Annotated in this window: 17 protein-coding genes; 6 read left to right on the plus strand and 11 right to left on the minus strand. The window is 60.9% G+C overall.

Annotated features, from left to right (window positions below):
- Positions 1-30: 30 nt before the first annotated feature.
- The 4 genes from AC1D08_RS08085 to AC1D08_RS08100 all read right to left on the minus strand — a co-directional run bounded on the left by AC1D08_RS08085 (position 31) and on the right by AC1D08_RS08100 (position 4,316).
- Complete coding sequence (locus AC1D08_RS08085; protein WP_457154764.1) at positions 31-981, minus strand: substrate-binding domain-containing protein; 951 nt, start codon at positions 979-981, stop codon at positions 31-33.
- Positions 982-1,042: 61 nt separating this feature from the next.
- On the minus strand, positions 1,043-2,035 hold the full coding sequence (locus tag AC1D08_RS08090; RefSeq protein WP_095087570.1) for an ABC transporter permease: 993 nt from the start codon (positions 2,033-2,035) through the stop codon (positions 1,043-1,045).
- Positions 2,032-3,597, minus strand: coding sequence for a sugar ABC transporter ATP-binding protein (locus AC1D08_RS08095; RefSeq protein WP_477422918.1), 1,566 nt, complete (start codon positions 3,595-3,597; stop codon positions 2,032-2,034). The genes AC1D08_RS08090 and AC1D08_RS08095 overlap by 4 nt, the downstream gene beginning before the upstream one ends.
- A 20-nt stretch (positions 3,598-3,617) precedes the next feature.
- Positions 3,618-4,316, minus strand: coding sequence for a GntR family transcriptional regulator (locus AC1D08_RS08100; protein ID WP_095087567.1), 699 nt, complete (start codon positions 4,314-4,316; stop codon positions 3,618-3,620).
- Positions 4,317-4,572: 256 nt separating this feature from the next.
- Between AC1D08_RS08100 and AC1D08_RS08105 the strand changes: the two genes are divergently transcribed.
- From AC1D08_RS08105 to AC1D08_RS08115, 3 genes are read left to right on the plus strand one after another with little or no spacing between them, the layout of a single operon-like run.
- Positions 4,573-5,820, plus strand: coding sequence for an iron-containing alcohol dehydrogenase (locus AC1D08_RS08105; protein WP_457154533.1), 1,248 nt, complete (start codon positions 4,573-4,575; stop codon positions 5,818-5,820).
- Positions 5,817-7,304, plus strand: coding sequence for an NAD-dependent succinate-semialdehyde dehydrogenase (locus tag AC1D08_RS08110; RefSeq protein ID WP_457154532.1), 1,488 nt, complete (start codon positions 5,817-5,819; stop codon positions 7,302-7,304). The genes AC1D08_RS08105 and AC1D08_RS08110 overlap by 4 nt, the downstream gene beginning before the upstream one ends.
- Positions 7,305-7,313: 9 nt before the next feature.
- Positions 7,314-8,129, plus strand: a complete 816-nt coding sequence (locus tag AC1D08_RS08115; RefSeq protein WP_477422920.1) for an alpha/beta hydrolase — start codon at positions 7,314-7,316, stop codon at positions 8,127-8,129.
- Between the two features lie 153 nt (positions 8,130-8,282).
- Here the strand turns inward: AC1D08_RS08115 and AC1D08_RS08120 are convergent, their stop codons facing one another.
- Positions 8,283-9,056, minus strand: coding sequence for an NAD-dependent epimerase/dehydratase family protein (locus AC1D08_RS08120; RefSeq protein WP_477422922.1), 774 nt, complete (start codon positions 9,054-9,056; stop codon positions 8,283-8,285).
- 112 nt (positions 9,057-9,168) lie between these two features.
- On the opposite strand from AC1D08_RS08120, the gene AC1D08_RS08125 reads away from it, so the two are divergent.
- A complete protein-coding gene (locus AC1D08_RS08125) occupies positions 9,169-9,984 on the plus strand; it encodes a helix-turn-helix domain-containing protein (RefSeq protein WP_477422924.1) in 816 nt (271 codons plus the stop codon).
- Between the two features lie 18 nt (positions 9,985-10,002).
- Here AC1D08_RS08125 and AC1D08_RS08130 read toward each other — a convergent pair whose 3' ends face one another.
- Positions 10,003-10,704 carry a GntR family transcriptional regulator gene (locus AC1D08_RS08130; protein WP_457154757.1) on the minus strand — a complete coding sequence of 234 codons (702 nt, stop codon included), beginning with the start codon at positions 10,702-10,704 and terminating at the stop codon, positions 10,003-10,005.
- A 68-nt stretch (positions 10,705-10,772) separates the two neighbouring features.
- Here AC1D08_RS08130 and AC1D08_RS08135 point away from each other — a divergent pair, with 68 nt between their 5' ends.
- Positions 10,773-11,909, plus strand: coding sequence for a mandelate racemase/muconate lactonizing enzyme family protein (locus AC1D08_RS08135; protein ID WP_477422926.1), 1,137 nt, complete (start codon positions 10,773-10,775; stop codon positions 11,907-11,909).
- A 352-nt stretch (positions 11,910-12,261) separates the two neighbouring features.
- On the opposite strand, the gene AC1D08_RS08140 is transcribed toward AC1D08_RS08135, so the two are convergent.
- The 5 genes from AC1D08_RS08140 to AC1D08_RS08160 form a co-directional block, all read right to left on the minus strand.
- A complete protein-coding gene (locus AC1D08_RS08140; RefSeq protein ID WP_477422928.1) occupies positions 12,262-13,458 on the minus strand; it encodes a mandelate racemase/muconate lactonizing enzyme family protein in 1,197 nt (398 codons plus the stop codon).
- Positions 13,459-13,467: 9 nt separating this feature from the next.
- Positions 13,468-13,794 (minus strand): NIPSNAP family protein, encoded by a 327-nt coding sequence (locus tag AC1D08_RS08145; protein ID WP_457153277.1) that lies wholly within the window; start codon positions 13,792-13,794, stop codon positions 13,468-13,470.
- A gap of 107 nt (positions 13,795-13,901) precedes the next feature.
- Positions 13,902-15,260: a mandelate racemase/muconate lactonizing enzyme family protein gene (locus AC1D08_RS08150; RefSeq protein ID WP_457153278.1), complete on the minus strand. Its 1,359-nt coding sequence runs from the start codon at positions 15,258-15,260 to the stop codon at positions 13,902-13,904.
- A gap of 64 nt (positions 15,261-15,324) precedes the next feature.
- The gene (locus AC1D08_RS08155; protein WP_457153279.1) at positions 15,325-16,491 is read right to left on the minus strand and encodes a mandelate racemase/muconate lactonizing enzyme family protein; all 1,167 of its coding nucleotides are present in this window, start codon (positions 16,489-16,491) and stop codon (positions 15,325-15,327) included.
- Between the two features lie 54 nt (positions 16,492-16,545).
- A complete protein-coding gene (locus AC1D08_RS08160; protein WP_477227464.1) occupies positions 16,546-17,256 on the minus strand; it encodes a GntR family transcriptional regulator in 711 nt (236 codons plus the stop codon).
- 214 nt (positions 17,257-17,470) lie between these two features.
- Here AC1D08_RS08160 and AC1D08_RS08165 point away from each other — a divergent pair, with 214 nt between their 5' ends.
- On the plus strand, positions 17,471-18,949 hold the full coding sequence (locus AC1D08_RS08165) for an ABC transporter substrate-binding protein (protein ID WP_095087549.1): 1,479 nt from the start codon (positions 17,471-17,473) through the stop codon (positions 18,947-18,949).
- Positions 18,950-18,986 lie beyond the last annotated feature (37 nt).

Raw genomic sequence — 18,986 nt, forward strand, 5'->3', positions numbered from 1 at the left:
CGTCTTGCCCTTAAGGGCTCGAAGTCGGGATCAGAACGGGGAGTCGGGGAAGTAGTATTCCTTGGCGTTGGCCTGGGTGATCAGCGGAGCGTCAAGCTTGACCGTGCCGCGGACCGGCGCCTGGCCAATCAGATTGGCGACGGTCATGTAGATTGCCGTCTTGATCATCGACGGCGGGTATGGCGTCTCGACCGGCGTCATTGCATCGCCGTCGATCACTTTCTTGACGATATCCTTCATGCCGTTGCCGCCGAGCGCCAGCTTGATGTCCGTCCGGCCCGACTGCTTCACGGCCTCCAGCACGCCGAGCAGCATGTCGTCATCGTTGGCCCAGACCGCGTCGATATGCGGATACTTGGCCAGGTAGTCCTGCATGAGCTTGAAGGCTTCATCGCTGTTCCAATGGGCATATTGAATGTCGAGTACCTTCAGGCCGGTGCCCTTGATCGTATCCTCGAAGCCCTTAATGCGCTCGTCGTCGATGACGGTCGGAATGCCGCGCAGCACGACAAGGTCACCCTTGCCGCCCAGCTTGTCGATCATGAACTTCGCTGTGTTGGTGCCCACCGCGATATTGTCGCCGGCGAGGTAGAGGTCCTGGATCGAGGCATCGGTCAGGCCCCGATCGACGACGGTGATGAACGTTCCCATGTCCTTGATGGCCTTGACCGGCTGGGTCAGTTCCTCGGACGTGTATGGCAGGATGACCAGGGCATCGAGCTTGCGGCTGGCGGACAAATCCTCCAGCGCGCTCACCTGCTCGGCCGCCGATGGCGAGGTCTTGACGACCACCTCGACATCGGGAAACGCCGCGTTGATTTCCTTGGCGGCAGCCTGTGCGTGGTAGACGATTCCAGCCGTCCAGCCATGATCCGCCGCTGGGATCGAGACCGCCACCACCCTCTTGTCGGCTGCAAGCGCCTGGCCGGCCAACAACAGCGCGCCAGCTGCCGCGGCCGCGACCCATTTTCTACTAAACATCAACTACCTCCCAGAGATATGGACCAGACAACACAAGGCACCCGTCGGGTCCGAGGACGGGTTATTTCGAAAACCGCTGCACAAGCATGGCGATGATGATGATGACGCCCTGCACCGCAGCGACCAGGTATTCGGAGACGAAATCGGACAGCACCATCAGGTTGGCGATGAGCTCGAGGATCACCGCACCTGCGACCGTTCCCCAAATGTGGCCTTTGCCGCCGCGAAGAGCGGTCCCGCCGATAACCACCGCGGTTATCACCTGCAGCTCCCACAGCACTCCGGTGGTCGGGGTCGCCGCTCCAAGCCGTGGCACGTAACAGATGGCGGCGACGGCGACGCACACGCCCTGGATGACGAAGGCGATGGTACGCGTCTTGATGACCGAGATGCCCGAATAGCGGGCGACGTCCTCATTGGCGCCGACAGCCGCGCATTTGCGGCCGTATTTGGTCTTGTAGAGTACGAAGGCGCCGATCGATGCCACAACGGCCGAAATCAGGATCGGAACAGGAATGCCGGCGAGGGTGCCGAAATAGACCGGCCTGTAGGCCTCCCGCAGCGATCGATCGATGGGGATCGTGCCGCCATTCGTCATATAGGTGATCAGTGCCCGAAAAATGCCCATCGTGCCGAGCGTGGCAATGAACGGCTCGATCCTCCCGACGGTGACGATCAGACCGTTCGCCAGTCCGCATAGCAGACCTGCGGCGACCGCCATCGCCATACCCGCGGGGATTGCCCACAGACCGAGGCTCGGCGCCATCATGTTCATGAACATGATCGTAATGCCCGCGATGAAGGCGACCATCGAACCGACGGAGAGGTCGAGGCCGCCGGAGGAAATCACGAACGTCGCGCCAACGGCGATGATCGCGACGTAGGCGCTGCGCGTGACGACGTTGCCGAGATTGGTCGCCGAGAGGAAATCCGGATTGACCAGAAACCCGATGACCAGCAGTGCAACGAGCGCGAGGAAGGGTCCGGCATCGGCCCATGAGACATGGTATTGTCGTTCGGTGCGGGCTGGCGTGGAACTTGTCAGTGCGGTCACGGTTTTCCTCCGGGGGCAACGTCGTGACCCCTCTCGCTGGTCGCAAGCAGCGCGATGTTGCTCTCGGTCATCGCCTCACCCGATACCTCGCCGCTGATCCTGCCCTCGCGCATCACCAGGATGCGATCGCAGATGCCGACCAACTCCTGCATCTCCGAGGAGATGACGACGCAGGCTTTGCCCTGGTCGACCAATTCCTGGATGAAGGCGTAGATCTGGGCCTTGTTGGCGATATCGATGCCGCGCGTCGGCTCATCGATGACGACGACTGAAGGTTCGGTCAGCAGGACCTTGGCCAGAAGCAGCTTCTGCTGATTGCCGCCTGAAAGCTGTCCGGCTTTGACATTCAGGCTCTTCACCCGGATGTCGTAGCTGGAAACGGCTTGCGCCAGCGCCTGCGCCTCGGAGCGCCGTCGAACCATGAGACCGGGATGAAAGCGGGCAAGCGCGGATAGAGTGAGGTTCGGCGCCAACTCTTCCTGCAGGAGCAGACCCTTGCCCTTGCGGTCCTCCGTCAGGTAGCCGATGCCGGCATCCATGGCTTCCCGCTGCGAACGAATATGCACTGGGGAACCGTTCAGCTCGATGGCCGCATTCGCCGGCCGCAAACCCAGGATGCCTTCGAAGAGCTCGGTCCGCCCTGCCCCGATCATCCCGGCAAAGCCGAGGATCTCGCCCTTGTGAACGGTGAAGGACACGTCCTGGACGTAGCCGGGCACCCTTGCGTTCCGCACGCTCAGCATTGGCTGGTTCGTCCGCACTGCGCGCTTCTGCGGATAGAGCGCGGCGAGATCACGGCCCACCATGAGCCGCGCCATGTCGAACTGGCTCAATGAATGCCCCGGGTAGGTGCCCACCATCTTGCCGTCACGCAAGATAGTCACCTTGTCTGCCAGCCGCTGAACCTCGTCGAGGCGGTGGCTGATATAGAGGACGGCAATGCCGCGCGACTTGAGGCCCAAGATGATGGCAAGCAGGCGCTCGACTTCCTCCCCGGTCAGCACCGCTGTCGGTTCGTCAAAGATGACGAGGCGATGCTCGTCGAGCAAAGCACGGGCGATCTGGACGAGCTGGCGGTCGGCCAGTGAGATGTCTCGCACCAATGCGGTTGGCGACACCGCGCAGCCGATCTCAGCCAGTTTCGCCACCGCGATACGACGCATGCCCTTGTCGTCGACAAGGCCGCCCCTCGTGAGTTCTCGGCCGAGGAAAAGGTTGTCGGTAACGGTGAGTGCTTCGGCCAGCAGGATTTCCTGGTGAACGAGCGCAATGCCGGCTGCCTGAGCCTGATCAGGCTTGGTGAAGCGCACCCGATTTCCGGCCATGGACAGCATGCCTTGGGTCGGCTCGATGTAGCCGGACAGCAGTCGCATGAACGTCGACTTGCCCGCGCCGTTCTCCCCGATGATCGCGTGGATCTCGCCTGGCAGGATATCCAGCGTCACATCCGACAGTACTGTGACCGGGCCGTATTTCCTTGAAAGGCCCTCGGCGCGCAGCACGGGTTCAGCTTGCCGTTCAGGCCGTGCCGGCAAGGTGCCGGTATCTGTCTCAAATCGCATGGCAAGGGACATCGCAACGGCTACTCGAACGCAGGCAGGAGCCGGTCCCGGGAATTCTCAATGTGCACACGCATCGCTTTTTCGGCGGCGTCCGGGTCACCCGCGGAAAAGGCAGCGAGAATTGCCTCGTGCTCGTCGAGCGCCTCTTCGGTCACTCGCGAGTGGTACATCAGGCGGAAGATGTGGAAGTGGGTATGCTGGTGATTCAGGGTCTCGCGAATGAGCTCGTTCTGAGCGAACTCCACAATCTTGTCGTGGAAGATCGCATCTTGGCGGGCGAAGTTCGAATAGCGCAGGCGCTCATCCTTCCCCACACGCCGGGCCATGACGCCTGCGGCCTCCTGCAGCACGGCTAGACGCTCGTCATCGAGCGTTGCGGTGGCCTTGGCTGCCGCGGCGGGCTCGAGCAGAAGACGCAGCTCATAGAGCTCGTCAAAGCGGCGGCGGGTGATCTGCGGTGCGGCCCGAAAGCCGATCAGGTGGGTCTTGACCACCAGCCCCTCGCCTTCCAGCCGGCCAAGCGCTTCGCGAATGGGGGTATGCGAGACGTTGAATTCCTTGACGAGATTATCGACGGTGATGCGCGATCCCGGAGCAATCCGCAGTGACATCAATTGCCCGAAGATCGCCTCGTACACGTCGCCAGCCAGGCTGTTGGCACGCTGAATGCGGCCACTCAGGCGGGCTTCATTGTCAACCGTCAGGTCGGGGTTCTGCATGGTTTACCTCTTGACAGGAGCACCCACTAACATGATGCTCCGGCTAATTCAATACTATATCCTATACGATTTTATAGGGGATATCCGTGATACCAACTCAAGGCGCCGCGAGAGCAGATCTCGCGCACCCAGGCATCGTCCCCGGTTTCGGGGCGTCCGGCAGGCGCGCTCGCGCTTTGAACGACGACTTCGAGATCGGGGCGGGTCTCTGCCCCAATTCATTCAGTTTTCAACCTCTCTTCGAAGGATTCTGTCCATGACGTTGTTCGCAGCCGTGCGCCTGCCGCGCGAGATCCTGTTCGGCAAAGGCCAGCGCCATGTGCTGCCCGCCGTTGCCGCCAAGTATGGACGGCGTGCGTTCGTCTGCACTGATGAGCGTTTCGCCACGACAGCTGAGTTCGCCGAGATTCTTGCTGGCCTGCGCGCCGCCGCGGTGGAGACGCTGGTCTACGACCGAACGCTGCCGGATGTTCCCCGCGATAGCGTCGCCGCCTGCATCACGGAGGCGATGGATTACAAGCCGGACATGGTCATCGGGATCGGCGGCGGCAGCTGCCTCGACATGGCAAAATGCGCTGCGCTTTTGCTTAGCCATGGCGGCAGGCTTCAGGACTACTATGGCGAGTTCAAGGTGCCGGGCCCTACCCTTCCCGTGATCGCTGTGCCGACAACGGCTGGCACCGGCTCGGAGGTGACCCCCGTCGCCGTGATATCCGATCCGGAGCGAACGCTGAAAGTCGGCATCTCGAGTCCTCATCTCATTGCCGCGGTGGCACTCTGCGATCCGGATCTCACGGCCACATGTCCACGTTCCCTGACGGCGATCGCCGGCGCCGACGCGCTGACGCATGCAATCGAAGCCTTCACAGCGGCTAAGCGCGGCACTGATCCAAATTTGCCGCAGCAGCATGTGTTCGTCGGCAAGAGCGCTCTGACCGACCATTTCGCGCTTCTGGCCATCAGATTGCTGGGCCGCAGTCTGGAAAAGGCATATCGCGACGGATCGGACGAAAATGCACGCGCCGACGTCATGATGGGGGCGCTGGCCGCCGGCTGCGCCTTCGGCACGGCTGGAACGGCTGCCGCTCATGCGGTGCAGTATCCCGTCGGCGCGATCACCCACACGCCGCATGGGCTCGGCGTTGCCACCATGATGCCTTATGTGATGACATACAATCTTGCGGCAGCGGCCCCGGAAATTGCTGAAGTCGGCACCGCCCTCGGCCTGTCCGATCGGAGCAGCAGCGGACCTGATGCGCTGGCGCATGCCACCATAAGCGAGGTGAGCCGGCTGTTCGGTGCCATCGGCATCACGCCGACATTGGCTGAACTTGGTCTTCCCGAGGACAAGATCGACTGGACGGCCGAGCAGGCGCTCGGCATCGACCGGCTGATCAAGAACAATCCCCGCCCCTTCGACCTCACCGCGATGCGACGACTGATCAGAGCCGCTTACGACGGCGATATGTCTGCAGCCACGATGCGACAGGAGCTGGTCCAATGAACATTTCCGCAGACATATTCGACGAGGATGAAAGTATGTCCGACTACGCCACGTTTTCGCACGGTCTCTACATTGGTGGCCGCTGGCAGCCGTCGTCGGATGGCCGTGTGATCGAAGTGATCGATCCATCGACCGAGGCGGTGATCGCGGCGGTTCCCGACGCCACGCTCGCCGATGCTGCCCTCGCCGTCGACGCGGCTGCGGAGGCAGCGGCCGGTTGGCGCGAAACCCCGCCACGCAGGCGTTCGGAAATCCTGCGGCGTTGCTTCGAACTGATGACCGAACGGGCGGACACGCTGGCAGCGCTGATCTCGCTGGAAAACGGCAAGGCACTGCGCGATGCGCGCGGCGAAGTCGCCTACGCGGCGGAATTTTTTCGCTGGAACGCCGAGGAGGCTGTCCGCATCAGCGGCGAGTTCGGTCTCGCCCCCTCGGGCGCGAACCGGATCGTCGTCGACTATCAGCCCATCGGCATTTGCGTGCTTATCACGCCATGGAATTTCCCCGCCGCCATGGCGACACGCAAGATCGCGCCGGCGCTCGCGGCAGGCTGCACCGTGATCTTGAAGCCCGCCAGCGAGACGCCGCTGACGGCCTACGCGCTTGCAGCCCTCTATGAGGAAGCAGGCGTGCCGCCTGGCGTCGTCAACGTCCTGACGACCTCAAGCCCCGGGCCGGTGACGGCCGCCATGCTTGCCGACCCAAGAGTGAGAAAACTGTCATTCACCGGCTCGACAGGCATCGGCCGCGTGCTCCTGGCCGAAGCCGCAAAACACGTCATCTCCTGTTCGATGGAACTTGGCGGCAACGCACCGTTCGTTGTGTTCGACGACGCCGACCTGGAGGCAGCGCTCGACGGTGCGATGGTTGCCAAGATGCGCAATGCCGGCGAAGCCTGCACCGCCGCCAACCGGCTTTACGTCCAGGCCGGCATCCATGATGCTTTCGCGGATGGATTGCGCAAACGCATGGCTGCTCTCCAAGTAGGCCCTGGCACAGACTCGGAAACCGAATGCGGCCCTATGATCACCAGGAAGGCAGTGGACAAGATCGATCGGCTCGTCCAGGACGCAGTTGCCCGTGGCGCCAAGGTTCTGTGCGGAGGGGCGATCCCCGAAGGCAAGGGCTACTTCTACCCGCCGACAGTGCTTCGCGACGTGTCGCCTGACGCCGTCATGGCGCACGAGGAGATATTCGGTCCGGTGGCTCCGCTTCTGCGCTTCGACAGCGAGGCGGAAGTGATCGCAAAGGCCAACGACACCGAATACGGTCTCGCCGCCTACATCTATACGCGCGACCTGGCCAGGGGAATGCGTGTGGCATCGAAGATCGAGTCGGGCATGATCGCCCTGAACCGCGGCCTGATGTCGGATCCTGCGGCGCCCTTTGGCGGGGTCAAGCAGAGCGGACTGGGCCGCGAAGGTGGGCAGAAGCACGGCGTTGCCGAGTTCATGGAGGCGAAGTACATCGCCGTGACCATCTGAGCAGATACGATGCAAAAAGATCCGTTCCGCATTCGCGATCACGTGGCCGAGTTCGACACCATCGTCGCCGAGATTGTTCGCCGCAGCACAGAAAGCAGGGCGAACATACCCATGGTCGCCGACGTAGCCTACGGACCTGATGCAACTGAAACCGTTGATCTGTTCTTCCCGAAAGGCAAACGCGAGCGCCTGCCGGTGCACATGTTCATCCACGGTGGCTACTGGAGGATGTTCTCCAAACGCGACTATTCCTATGTCGCCGAGACCGTTACCTCTGCAGGTGCGATCGCGGTCATTGTCGACTACGCCCTGATGCCCGCCGTTAGAATGGCGGCGATCGTGGACCAGGTACGCCGCGCCAGACAGTGGGTAGCCGACCACATCGCGGACTATGGGGGCGATCCCGGCCGGCTGACCGTTAGCGGTCATTCAGCCGGAGCGCATCTGGCAACAATGCTCTTTGACGACGATAGCCGGCCATCCGGCATTAGAGCCGCACTGCTGCTTGGCGGCCTCTACGACCTGAAACCATTGCAGACCTCATTCCTTGCCAGCGAGATTGCGATCACAGACGAAGAGGTCCGCCTGTTCTCGCCAATCAGCAAAACCTGTGATCCGACAGTGGCTGTCGAAATCTCGGTCGGAGCCCACGAAACGCCCCCCTTCCACAACCAGGCCGCAATCTATGCGGACCACCTGGAGCAACAAGGACTGGATGTCTCGCGCACGATCCTTGCAGCGGCCAACCACATGAGCAGCGTCCGCGACCTTGGCTTGGCCGGCACCGATGCCGCGTCACTGCTGGCCCACCTCGCGGCAGCCTAAACCCCGGTCAACCATGCCGGCCATGCCCGGCAGGCAACTAGATATGTTCGCGAAGCGTGTCGGCGATCATGACATCGACACTCTGTGCCGACACTCCGAGGATCGCCTCGGAATCGGAGGAATCGACCAGCAACGGACTTTCGAAGAGGTAGCTCATTTCCACGAGTTCGTGCATCCCCAACGCGTCCATCTGGGCATGCGAGTAGGTGCTGACTTCGGGAGTTTTTTTCCCAGCATCGCCGAGGTCTTCTGCATGATGACCCGGGGCGAAGCATGCTGGGACGGAACGTGAAATGCACGGCCCCATTCTCCAGCATAGGATGAGGCAGCCACAAGTGTTCTGGCCACGTCCTTCGTGAAGGTCCAGGCATGATCCGCATCAAGATTGCCCAGGAAGGTAACGGGTCTCGCATCCAACAGAGAGGGCAATGCCAAAATCGAGAAGTAGGTGACTGCGCCGTACCCAAGGTAATCGCTGGAACGAACCTCAATGGTGGGAACACCGGCGCCAAGGGCTCGCTGCCACATTATGGTTCGAACGGTGCCCTTGCGCGAGGTGGGATCAAGCGGCAGATCGGGGCGAAGCTGGCCCTTGGCATTTGCGCCGTATCCATAGAGATTTCCCAGAACGATCAGTTTTGCGCTGACCATCTTGGCTGCGCGCGTGACCCCATCCATGATCGGGAAAAAATCAGTTGGCCAACGGTCATAGGCGGCCATGGCGCACATGAAAATGGCGTCCGCGCCCCGGCTAATCCGCGCAAGCGCGTCGGCGTCCGTGGCATCTGCCTGGACCGCGCGCACGTGCTTCAGATCAATGGAGCCGACACCTCGGCTTGTGAGAACAACGTCATGTCCGGCTTCTCCAAGCAGGCGAGCGGTTTCCAGCCCCACCGGACCGGCGCCCACAACTACATAGATACTCATGTCAAATTCCTTCGAACGTTGCGATGTCGTCAACGTTAGCCAGGCAACGCATTGAAAATCGCGCGGCATTCGCCAAATGTTCAGCATGTTTCGCCAATCGTTGAGGCCGCCCATGCATCGACAGTTTGCTTCGTCCGCGGCCAACGCCGTTACCATCGCGGCATTGCAGGTTGAGGCCGGCAGCTTCCAATTGCCCCAAGCCCATCGGCACCGCGTCTTCGTCCACGCAAGCGCAGCGACGCGTTCCTATTGCAGCCAGGTTGGGAAGTATTTCGTACGACGCGCCGGCGATATCGATCTCGTACCCGCGGGAGAGGAAGGAGGATTTGAAGCCGAGACGCGGTTCAACACCATTGAACTCAGCCTCTCACCAGCCTTGATGGAGAACGTCGCAGCGGAACTGGGTTCGGCAAGCCTTCGACGGCTTGAGACGCGTCACCTTCTCCGTGACGAACGGATTGAGCATCTCGCGCGCGCGCTCGAGAACGATTTCCGCTCAGGCACACCGAGCGGATCGCTGTTCGCGGATAGCATCGGCGTTGCGCTGGCGGTTCGCCTGCTGGGTCTTGATGAAAAGGAGACCGAGCGAGCGAGCCGTTTGTCCGAGATCCAACTAAAGCGTGTAGTCGACTTCATCGAAGCCCAAATCCAAACCCCGCTGTCCCTGGAAACATTGAGCAGGGTCGCTGGGGTCAGCAATTCACACCTGAGAACCTGGTTCAAAGCTGCGACGGGACTGACCGTTCATCGCTATGTGCTTCGTCGCCGGGTCGAAAGGGCGCGTTTGTTGCTGTTGGCAGGCGACTTCAGCATCAGCGAGGTGGCGCATCTGACGGGCTTCGCTCACCAATCCCACCTTTCCCATTGGATGCGGCGCGAGATCGGCGAAACGCCTCGTGGCATCAAACGGTCGCGCTCCGTTGCCTGACGCGTCAGGGTCCTGAGCCTAGTAACCGTAGTAAAGCCCCAGGCCCCGCTGCAGGGCCGATGCCAGATGCGCCTGCATCGCCGCTGCTGCTGCCTCCGGGTCACGTGCCTTGCATGCCAAGATGACCTGCATGTGCTCGCGCAGGGATTGCAGCACGAGTGGCACGGTGACTTTTCTGTCCAGCCGGATCAGCCGAACGTAGTTGTGCAGCCGCTTGTAAGAACTCTCGATCAATGGATTGTTCAGGCTGGCAATGATGGAGTGATGCAGCAAGGTCTCGAGTTCCTCGAGGTCGGCTCTGACATGGTCGGTGAGCCCGGTGCGCTCGATCTCTTCGATGGTCGACAGATGTCGTCGTTCCAGTTCCGCCAATTCCGCCTCTTCGGCGGTTTGCGCGTAAACACCTGTCGCCGCCCGTTCCAGAATGCTGCGAAACTGATAGGTCGATCTGGTCAATTCGAATCCGGGCTTCACGAACTGGATGCCCGACCGCGAGTGGATGATGACGATCCCCTCCGCCTCGAGCAGCTTGAGTGCATCGCGAAGAGGCGCAACCGGGATCTGGAGCATTTTGACGAGATCGCCTTGCGACAGAAAGGCCCCTGCGGGGATCTTTCGCTCAAACAGCGTTTCGAGAATTCGCGTGTAGGCACGATCGCCAAGGCGTTGGCCCGGTGCCGCTCCGTCGTTTCCGTCGGGCTCCCTTTCGCGCTCAGCCACTTGCTTCACCCCTCTGAATCTGAAATATCTAAACAACATTCTGGAATATCAGATATAGAGACTTTAATATGCGCATCGCAGAATACCGCATCACTCGTTATCAATTCGCTCGTGACCGTATCATAGGTGACAGTCAGGTGCGTATCGATGCGGTGCATGTAGCCGCGCTCGAGCTCGTTGGCGAGGACGGCCAAATTGGACTGGGCTTTGTGCAGAGCTTGTTTCACCCTTTACCCGCCCAGGCGGAGATCGTCCGCGTTTTTGAGGAAGAGGTCTGGCCCGGTCTTGTCGGACAGGCGCCGCTGGCGCTCGTGCACCGGGTCCAGCGGCCCCGCGGCGGCAACCGACGCCTCTTCGGCTTGCCTTTCGAAGAAGCCCTTCAGGTTGCCTTGTGGGATCTGAGCGCCAAGCAGGCCGGCCTACCGTTGCACAGCCTGCTGGGAAGCCGCCGCAAGCGCGTGAGAGCCTATGCCTCAGGTCTCGATTTCCACCTTGGCGACGATGAGTTCCAAGCGTTTTTTGCCCATGCCGACGCCCTCGGGTACCGCGCGTTCAAGATCAAGGTGGGGCACCCCGATTTCGACCGCGACTTGTCCCGGCTGGAGCTGTTGAGAAACACGGTGCGGCCGGGCGCATCGATCATGATCGATGCAAACGAGGCTTGGGGCGCAAAGGAAGCATCGGTAAAAATCCATAAAATTCATAACCTTGGCTATGAACTCCTGTGGGTTGAGGATCCGATTCTGCGCCATGACTTCGAAGGCCTTCGAATGCTCAAGGCGGTAACCCCCGAAACCATGATCAATTCAGGCGAATATCTCGATGCCGCCGGCAAGCGCCTGTTGATGCAGGCCGGGGCGACCGACATGCTGAATGTTCATGGACAGGTGACCGACGTGATGCGCATCGGCTGGCTGGCGGCTGAACTCGGCATCCCGGTGACCCTCGGCAATACGTTTCTTGAAATAGGGGTGCACATGGCCTGCGCCCTGCCCGAAGTCGAGTGGCTCGAATATTCCTTCCAGAATCTGAACCATCTTGTCGATGAGCCTATGGCAATCGTCGATGGATGGATTCAGGCCCCCGAGCGCCCCGGCCATGGCCTTGTCCTCTCCGAAGGGGCCCGCAGGCAATGGGCGCAGCCAGACGTGCTGCCGCACGATAAACTCGACAGGCCGCCTGTCGACGCGCGAACCGCGCTGTAACAGTAACGCCTGTTCCGAATAGCCTGACCTGTCGATAGACGGCGCTAACACTGTTGTGATGTTTTAGATTATGTGATTAATATCTCAGACAGAAGGTCGGCGGACGTTACAAAAACCGGCGTGGATTCCTATGAGTCCACAGCTGACCAGATTGGGCCCAAAAAGGACACCGGGCGTCAGGACGATTTTCCCCGGCTCGATGGCACATTTATTGACGGTACTGACGAGGCAAATGGTAAGCCTCGTGCCGCAGCGATAGTTGATGTCCTGATCAAGGACTTTGACGAGTATGTCAGCGGCTTCGGAAGGCATGGCGGCCACGCAAGGCGCGGTCTCGCTCAATCGGGGTGGTTCAGTCGAAGAACCCGGCGTCCTCTTCCAGCAGATACTTCTTGGCGGCCTTGGCGTCGATGTCGAGACCAAGCCCGGGGGCTTCTAGCAGATCAATCATCGAATCCTTCACAATCTGCTTAGGCAGGCCAATGACGATGTCCTCCCACCAAGGGTCGGAGGCGCTCGGATATTCGAAGGCGATGTAGTTGGCGGGCAAGGTGGCGCAGACATTGATCAGCGCGCCGAGGCCGAGGAGGCCATTCGCGGTGCCGTGCGGCGCCATCAGGATCGAGTGCATATAGGCGTGCTCGGCCACCCATTTGAGCTCGGCGATGCCTCCTATATCGGCGGGATCCGGACCGATGATACGGACCGCCTGCGTTTCGATCAGTTCCTTGAAGTTGTGACGCAGGTAGATCTGCTCTCCCGTGTGGATGGGCGTGGAGGTGGATGTGGTGAGTTCACGATAAGCCTGCGGATTGACCCACGGCACATAGTCGCCCGTCAGCATGTCCTCGAGCCACATCAGATTGTATTTTTCCACCGCCTGCGCGAAGCGGATGGCGTCGGGCAGGAACCAGCCGGGGCCGCAATCCAGTGCGAGCGAAACCTTGTCGCCGAGCACTTCCTTCATGGCGATGACGCAGTCGATCATATGCGCCATGCCGCGCTCGCTGATCTGCCCCTGGTCCATCGCGCCGTGATAGGTCGGCGGCTGCCGGACGCCGTAATGGAAGTCGGGTACGCTCGTCTTCATGTTGGAGTGGAAGCTGATGCCCTGCTTCACCATGAAGAAGTTCTGCGGCTGCTCCATCATCCATTTGACATCCGCCGCATAGTCCTCGGGCCTGTCGCCGGTCCTTTTTTTGCGGATGGAGCCGTTATAGACCCGCACCTTGTCGCGGACCTTGCCGCCGAGCAATTTGTAGACCGGAATGCCTGCCGCCTTGCCGGCGATGTCCCACAAGGCATGCTCGATTGCAGAGACAGCGGCGCCATAGGGCTTGAACGAGCCGCGCTGGCGGATCTTCAGCATGCAGCGTTCGACGTCGGTCGGGTCCTCGCCGATCAGCGCGTCGCGAAAATGCAGCACCCAGGGCTTGAGATAGGGCTTGGTGTACTCAACCTCGCCAAGGCCATAGAGACCTTCATCGGTGACGATGCGGACGATGGGGTGCTTGCCGATGACGGCGCAGCGCAGGTCGGTGATCTTCATGGCGCAGTCCTATTTCACAGACGAGAAAGCTGTCGGCGTGAGCAGCTGGCTGCTGATATTAGCAATGATCTGCCCGTCGCGCTCAGACTCGTCCCGAGCCCCGTGCCATCCCGGATCGGCGACGAAAGCCGCCCATTTCACCTCACGCTCGGCCAGCGATTCCCAGGCGAGGAAATAGGTGAGGCGATTGCTGTTTTCGCCGATAGCCGTGGTGAAAAACCCGGCTTGGCGGATGCCATGCCTCTCCCAGATGGCCAGCGTTTGGTCGGAAAAGCGCTTGAGCAAAGCCGGCAGCCTGCCCGGCAGGCAGTCATAGATACGCAGTTCGTAGATCATGGTTTCGTCCGTTTCTTTCTTCGCCTCTCCCTTGGGAGGAGGTCGACACGAATGGTCCGTCGTTGGCCCTGTGAGCCTGGGGGGGGAATGTGGGTATGGGGTCTGGGCTAACTCCAGGTCCGGTCCCAGCTATGTTCATTGTCCCATTGCTCGGTGGATTGCCATATCCCTGTGACACCGGGCTGCAGGTGTTGGCTGATGACTTCATCGACCACGTCGTCGATGCCCAGGCCCGGCTTGTCGGGCACTGTAATGAACCCGTCCTTGACCAGCGGCTTGGGCAAGCCGGTGACGATGTCGTCCCACCAGTCCACTTCCACGCTGTGATATTCGAGCGCCATGAAGTTTTCCGTGGCCACCGCGACATGCGCGGCGGCCATTGCCGCGATCGGGCTTTCCGCCATGTGAATGGCCATGGCGACGCCGTGGTCCAGCGCCGCGTCGCCGATCTTCTTGGTCTCGAGGATGCCGCCGGTGGTAAGCAAGTCCGGATGGATGACCGAAATGCCTGAGTTGAGCAGCGGCTCGAAGCCTTCCTTGAGGTAGATGTCCTCACCCGTGCAAATCGGCACGGACGTTGCCTCCTGCAACCGCCGATACTGGTCGGTGTACTGCCAGGGGATCACGTCTTCGAGCCAGGCTGGTGCGTATTTCTCGATCCGCCGGGCGAGACGGATGCCGTCCTGCAGCGAGACGTGGCCGACATGGTCGATGGCGAGCGGAATCTCATAGCCGATCACCTCGCGGACCTCGTGGATATATTGATCGAGCAGGTCGATGCCCTTTTCGGTGAAGTGGAGGCCGGTGAAGGGATGCGGCACGTTCTGCGCGTCGTAAGCGGCATTACGCGCCCGGCGCTCGTCCAGCGTGCCTCCTCGCCCGCGGCCGGCATGCGTGCGGAAACCGTCGAGCACGCCGGCAGGCGCGACGACCGCGCCTGGGATGTGGGAGATCTGCGCCAGCCCGAGGTCCATCTTGAGGAAGGTGAAACCGAGGTCCATCCGCGCCTTGAGCCGCCTTCCGGTCTCGGTGCCGCTGGGCTTCTCCGCGTCGGTGTCGCAATAGACTCGCACCTTGTCGCGGAACCGTCCTCCAAGCATCTGGTAGATCGGCACGCCGTAGGCCTTGCCGGCGAGGTCCCAGAGAGCGATCTCGATTGCCGAGACACCACCACCCTGCCGCCCGTGACCGCCAAATTGCTTGATGCGGCGGAACAGTCGATCGATGTCGCAAGGGTTCTCGCCAAGCAACCTACTTTTCAGCATCAGCGCATAGGTCGCGCTGGCGCCGTCGCGCACCTCGCCCAGGCCGACAATACCCTGGTTGGTGTAGATCTTAACGAGCGCCGAGGTGAACGGCGCGCCGACGATTTCGGCGACGCGCAGGTCGGTGATGCGCAGGTCGCTGGGCCTGGAATTCGTGTTCACCCGATTGAGCGCCCCGTCGGCTCCACCTGTCTTTGGCATGACTTATCCTCATTCTGGTCGGCGGGGTTTGTCGAAAGCACGCCGGGGCGGCATGGAGCGTTGCTTAGCCCAGCTCGATTTCGTTGGCCTGAAGGTAGTCGCGGTTCATCTCAACGCCGAGACCAGGCTTCGATGTCAGCTTGAGGCTGCCGTTCGTGACGTCGAGCGGTCTGTCAATGAGGTGATCGTATTTGCCCAGGTTCCACTCCGACGTTTCGAGTTTGTAGAAGTTAGGCACCGTCATCATCACCTGCGCTCCCGCAACCACGTTAATCGGCCCCGCGGCGTCGTGCGGCGAGACCGGGATGTAATAGGCTTCGCACAGGGCGGAAATCTTCTTCAGTTCGGTAATGCCGCCGGTCCAGGTGACGTCCGGCATGATGTAGTCAGCGAGCTTGTTCTCGAGCACCGGCACGAAATCCCACTTCGTGTGGCCGCGCTCGCCCCACGAGATAGCGGCACTGACCTTTTCACGCACCTGCTTGAGGGCATTGAGGCTCTCTGGCGGGCAAGGCTCCTCAAACCAGTCGATCTGGCCGGCTTCCTCAAGGCTCCGGCACAGGCGAATGGCGGTGGGAACGTCGAAGCGGCCATGCGCGTCGATCAGGATGTCGACATCGGGTCCCGCCGTTTCGCGGATCAGCGCCGTCAGTTCGGCCGCTTCGCGCTCGTCCTTGCGGGTCATGCTGCCGTCGAGGTAGCCGTCCCGCTGTTCGCGGGACAGGCCATCGGCGGTGCGCCCCTGATGGGGGAAAGGATCAAACTTGAGCCCGGTGTGTCCGGATTCGACGATGTCTCGAATTTCGCGGACCACGGCCTCCTTGCTGGTAAATTTGGCCTGGTTGGGATGGGTGTAGAGCGCGATTTCATCGCGTACCGGTCCGCCCAGCAATTCGTAAATCGGCTTGCCAAGAACTTTGCCCCGGATGTCCCAGAGGGCGATGTCGATGGCGCTCACGCATTCGACGGCAGCGCCGCGGCTGCCCATATAGGTGAAGCTGCGGAAAATCTTGTGCCACAGGTGCTCGATCCGCGCCGGATCCTCGCCGGTTACTGCGATGCCGATCTGCCGAAGGATCGTGCAGAGAGCGCGGTTGGCGAGCCTGGTGGTGGTTGTGATCTCTCCCCAGCCGCTCACCCCCTCATCGGTCGTCACTTCGACGAACAGGTACTCTCCCCAATATGAAGCATCGGACTTGATCAGCCACGGCCGAACGCTCGTGATTTTCATCTCTCAACTACCTTTATCTGATTGTCAGGCTAACGATGTTCCAGATCGGAGAGTCTATCCGGCCCGAGCGGCGTTGCGCGCACGCATCTGTTCGAGAACATGCCGGCCGGAACCCTCGACATGGCGGGAAATGAGGTCGGCGGCCTTGTCTGCCTCTCCCGCCTTCACGAGTGCGATGAGTTCGCGATGCTCGCGAAGGATTGCGGCGCGCCGTGCGAGGGTGAAATTGAATCGCCGGCTCACGGCCCGCAGCACCTCGCGATGCTTCCACCAAAGCTCGGCGGCATGGCGGTTATAGTGCCGCTGGTACATCACGGTATGAAAGGCGGTATCCAGCTCACTGTGCCTGAACGTGTCGGCAAAGTTGTTCTCTTCAATCAGACCTTGGATACGTTCGAGTTCGGCTATGTCTTCGACGGTCGCCATATTCACAAACCATCGCGTCAGGGCTGGCTCGATCAGGACTCCGATCTCGTAGATATCGCGGACAAAATCCTGATCTATGGGCCGGACTCGCGCCCCGCGGTTGGCGACAAAAGTGACGAAGCCCTCCCCGCGCAACAGCTGCAGAGCCTCTCGCACGGGGTTGGTCGAGGTGCCGTGGCGCCGGGCGAGATCGGTCACCACAAGCCGCTCGTTGGCTGCGAGGCGCCCCTCAATGATGTCTTCCCTGATCAGTTCATAAAGCGAGGCGCCCTCGCTGGAGGCCCCGATGGGATCAATCCCCGCGGGTGGCTCTGCTTTGAAATCGCTTGTTTCGGCCAAGGCCGGCTCCCCAATTCAATACACACTTTGATCGATATCACGCACGGTTTCCATAAACAATGTACGATTTATCGCGTTGACAGACAATCCATGATCTGAAAACGTACAAAGTGCTCGAAGGGATACACAGAACAGGAAGACGTTCCGCGATCGAACGAGCATGGACCGCTTGCCTCGAAGCAAAGCGGCATGGGAGAGAACCTGGAGGATACCTATGACGAGGATTACACTCGGCGGTGCCGTCCTGCGCGGCACTGTCTCCACTGCTTTAGTGGTATCGCTGTCCGCATCGGCGCTGGGTGCGCCGCCGGTCGATTTGAGCAAGTGGTCGCCGGAATATGTGCGTTCCATTGCGGGCACACAGGATTTTGATACGGCGGCCGATTGCGGCAAAGTCACCCCGCTCGACTACAAGGGGCGACTGACTTTCTGGTATCAGGGCGTGTTCGAGGGCGATCCCGACCTCCTGCGCCAGTACTACAAGGAATTCTTCGAGACCTTCCGCAAGACCTATCCAAACATCCAGCTTGAGGAACAGGCCCTCACCTACAACGACCTTCTTGACAAGTTCCGGACGGCGCTCCTGGGCAATGCCGCGCCGATGGCGGTCCGACTGCAAATCCTGGGTGGTACCGAGTTCGCCGCAAAGGGCTATCTGCAGCCGCTCAAGCCCGAGGATGTGGGGTATTCGACCGAGGATTTCTGGCCCGGCGCCATGAAGGCGGTGACCTGGGACGGGGTGACCTACGGCATTCCAACCAACAACGAGACGATGGCGTTCATCTGGAACGCCGACGTCTTCAAGCGTGCCGGCCTTGATCCGGACAAGGCTCCGGCGACCTGGGACGACGTGGTCAAATATTCCAAGCAGATCCACGACAAGCTCGGCATTTCCGGTTACGGCCTCGTGGCTCGCAAGAATGCCGGCAACACGCCGTACCGGTTCATGCCGCAGCTGTGGGCCTACGGCGGCGGCGTCTTCGACGAAGCCACCGCAAACCCGACCTACAAGGAGGTCGAACTCAATAGTCCCCAGAGCAAGGCGGCGCTGCAAGCCTCGTACGATATGTATGTTCGCGACAAGTCGGTTCCGGTGTCGGCACTCACCAACCAGCAGGCCGATAACCAGCCGCTGTTCCTCGCCGGCCAACTCGGCATGATGGTCTCGCACCCGTCCGACTACAACGTCATGCTAGACTTGCAGAAAAAGGCGACGGGCACCGACAAGGACAAGGCGCAGACCGTCATCGACAACATGCGCTACGGGCTGATTCCGACTGGCCCAGACGGCAAGCGCGCCGTTGTATTCGGCGGCTCGAACATTCACATCCTGAAGCCCGAATATGTCGAGGGCGGCAAGGTGGACGAGCCGGCTGCAAAGGCCATCATCTGCATGTGGACGAGCCCTGAATGGTCGCTGAAGATGGCCTACGCCGGGTCGAACCCGGGCAACCTCAACGGCTTCAAGACCAAATGGATGAAGGAACGTCTGGACAGCATCAAGTTCCTCGATGTCACGACGTCGATGCTGCCATACGGCATCCCGTTTCCAGCGCTGCCGCAGTCTCCCGAGATCATGAACATCATCGTCCCGGACATGCTGCAGAATGCCCTGACCGGAGCGATGACCGTCGATCAGGCAGCGGACGACGCGGCTGAAAAGGTGAAGAGCCTGGTGGAAGGCAAACTCTAGTTTGAACCTGGCTTACGATTCGACCGGCCTGCACCGA

This window comes from Mesorhizobium sp. P2_E6, from assembly GCF_056403835.1.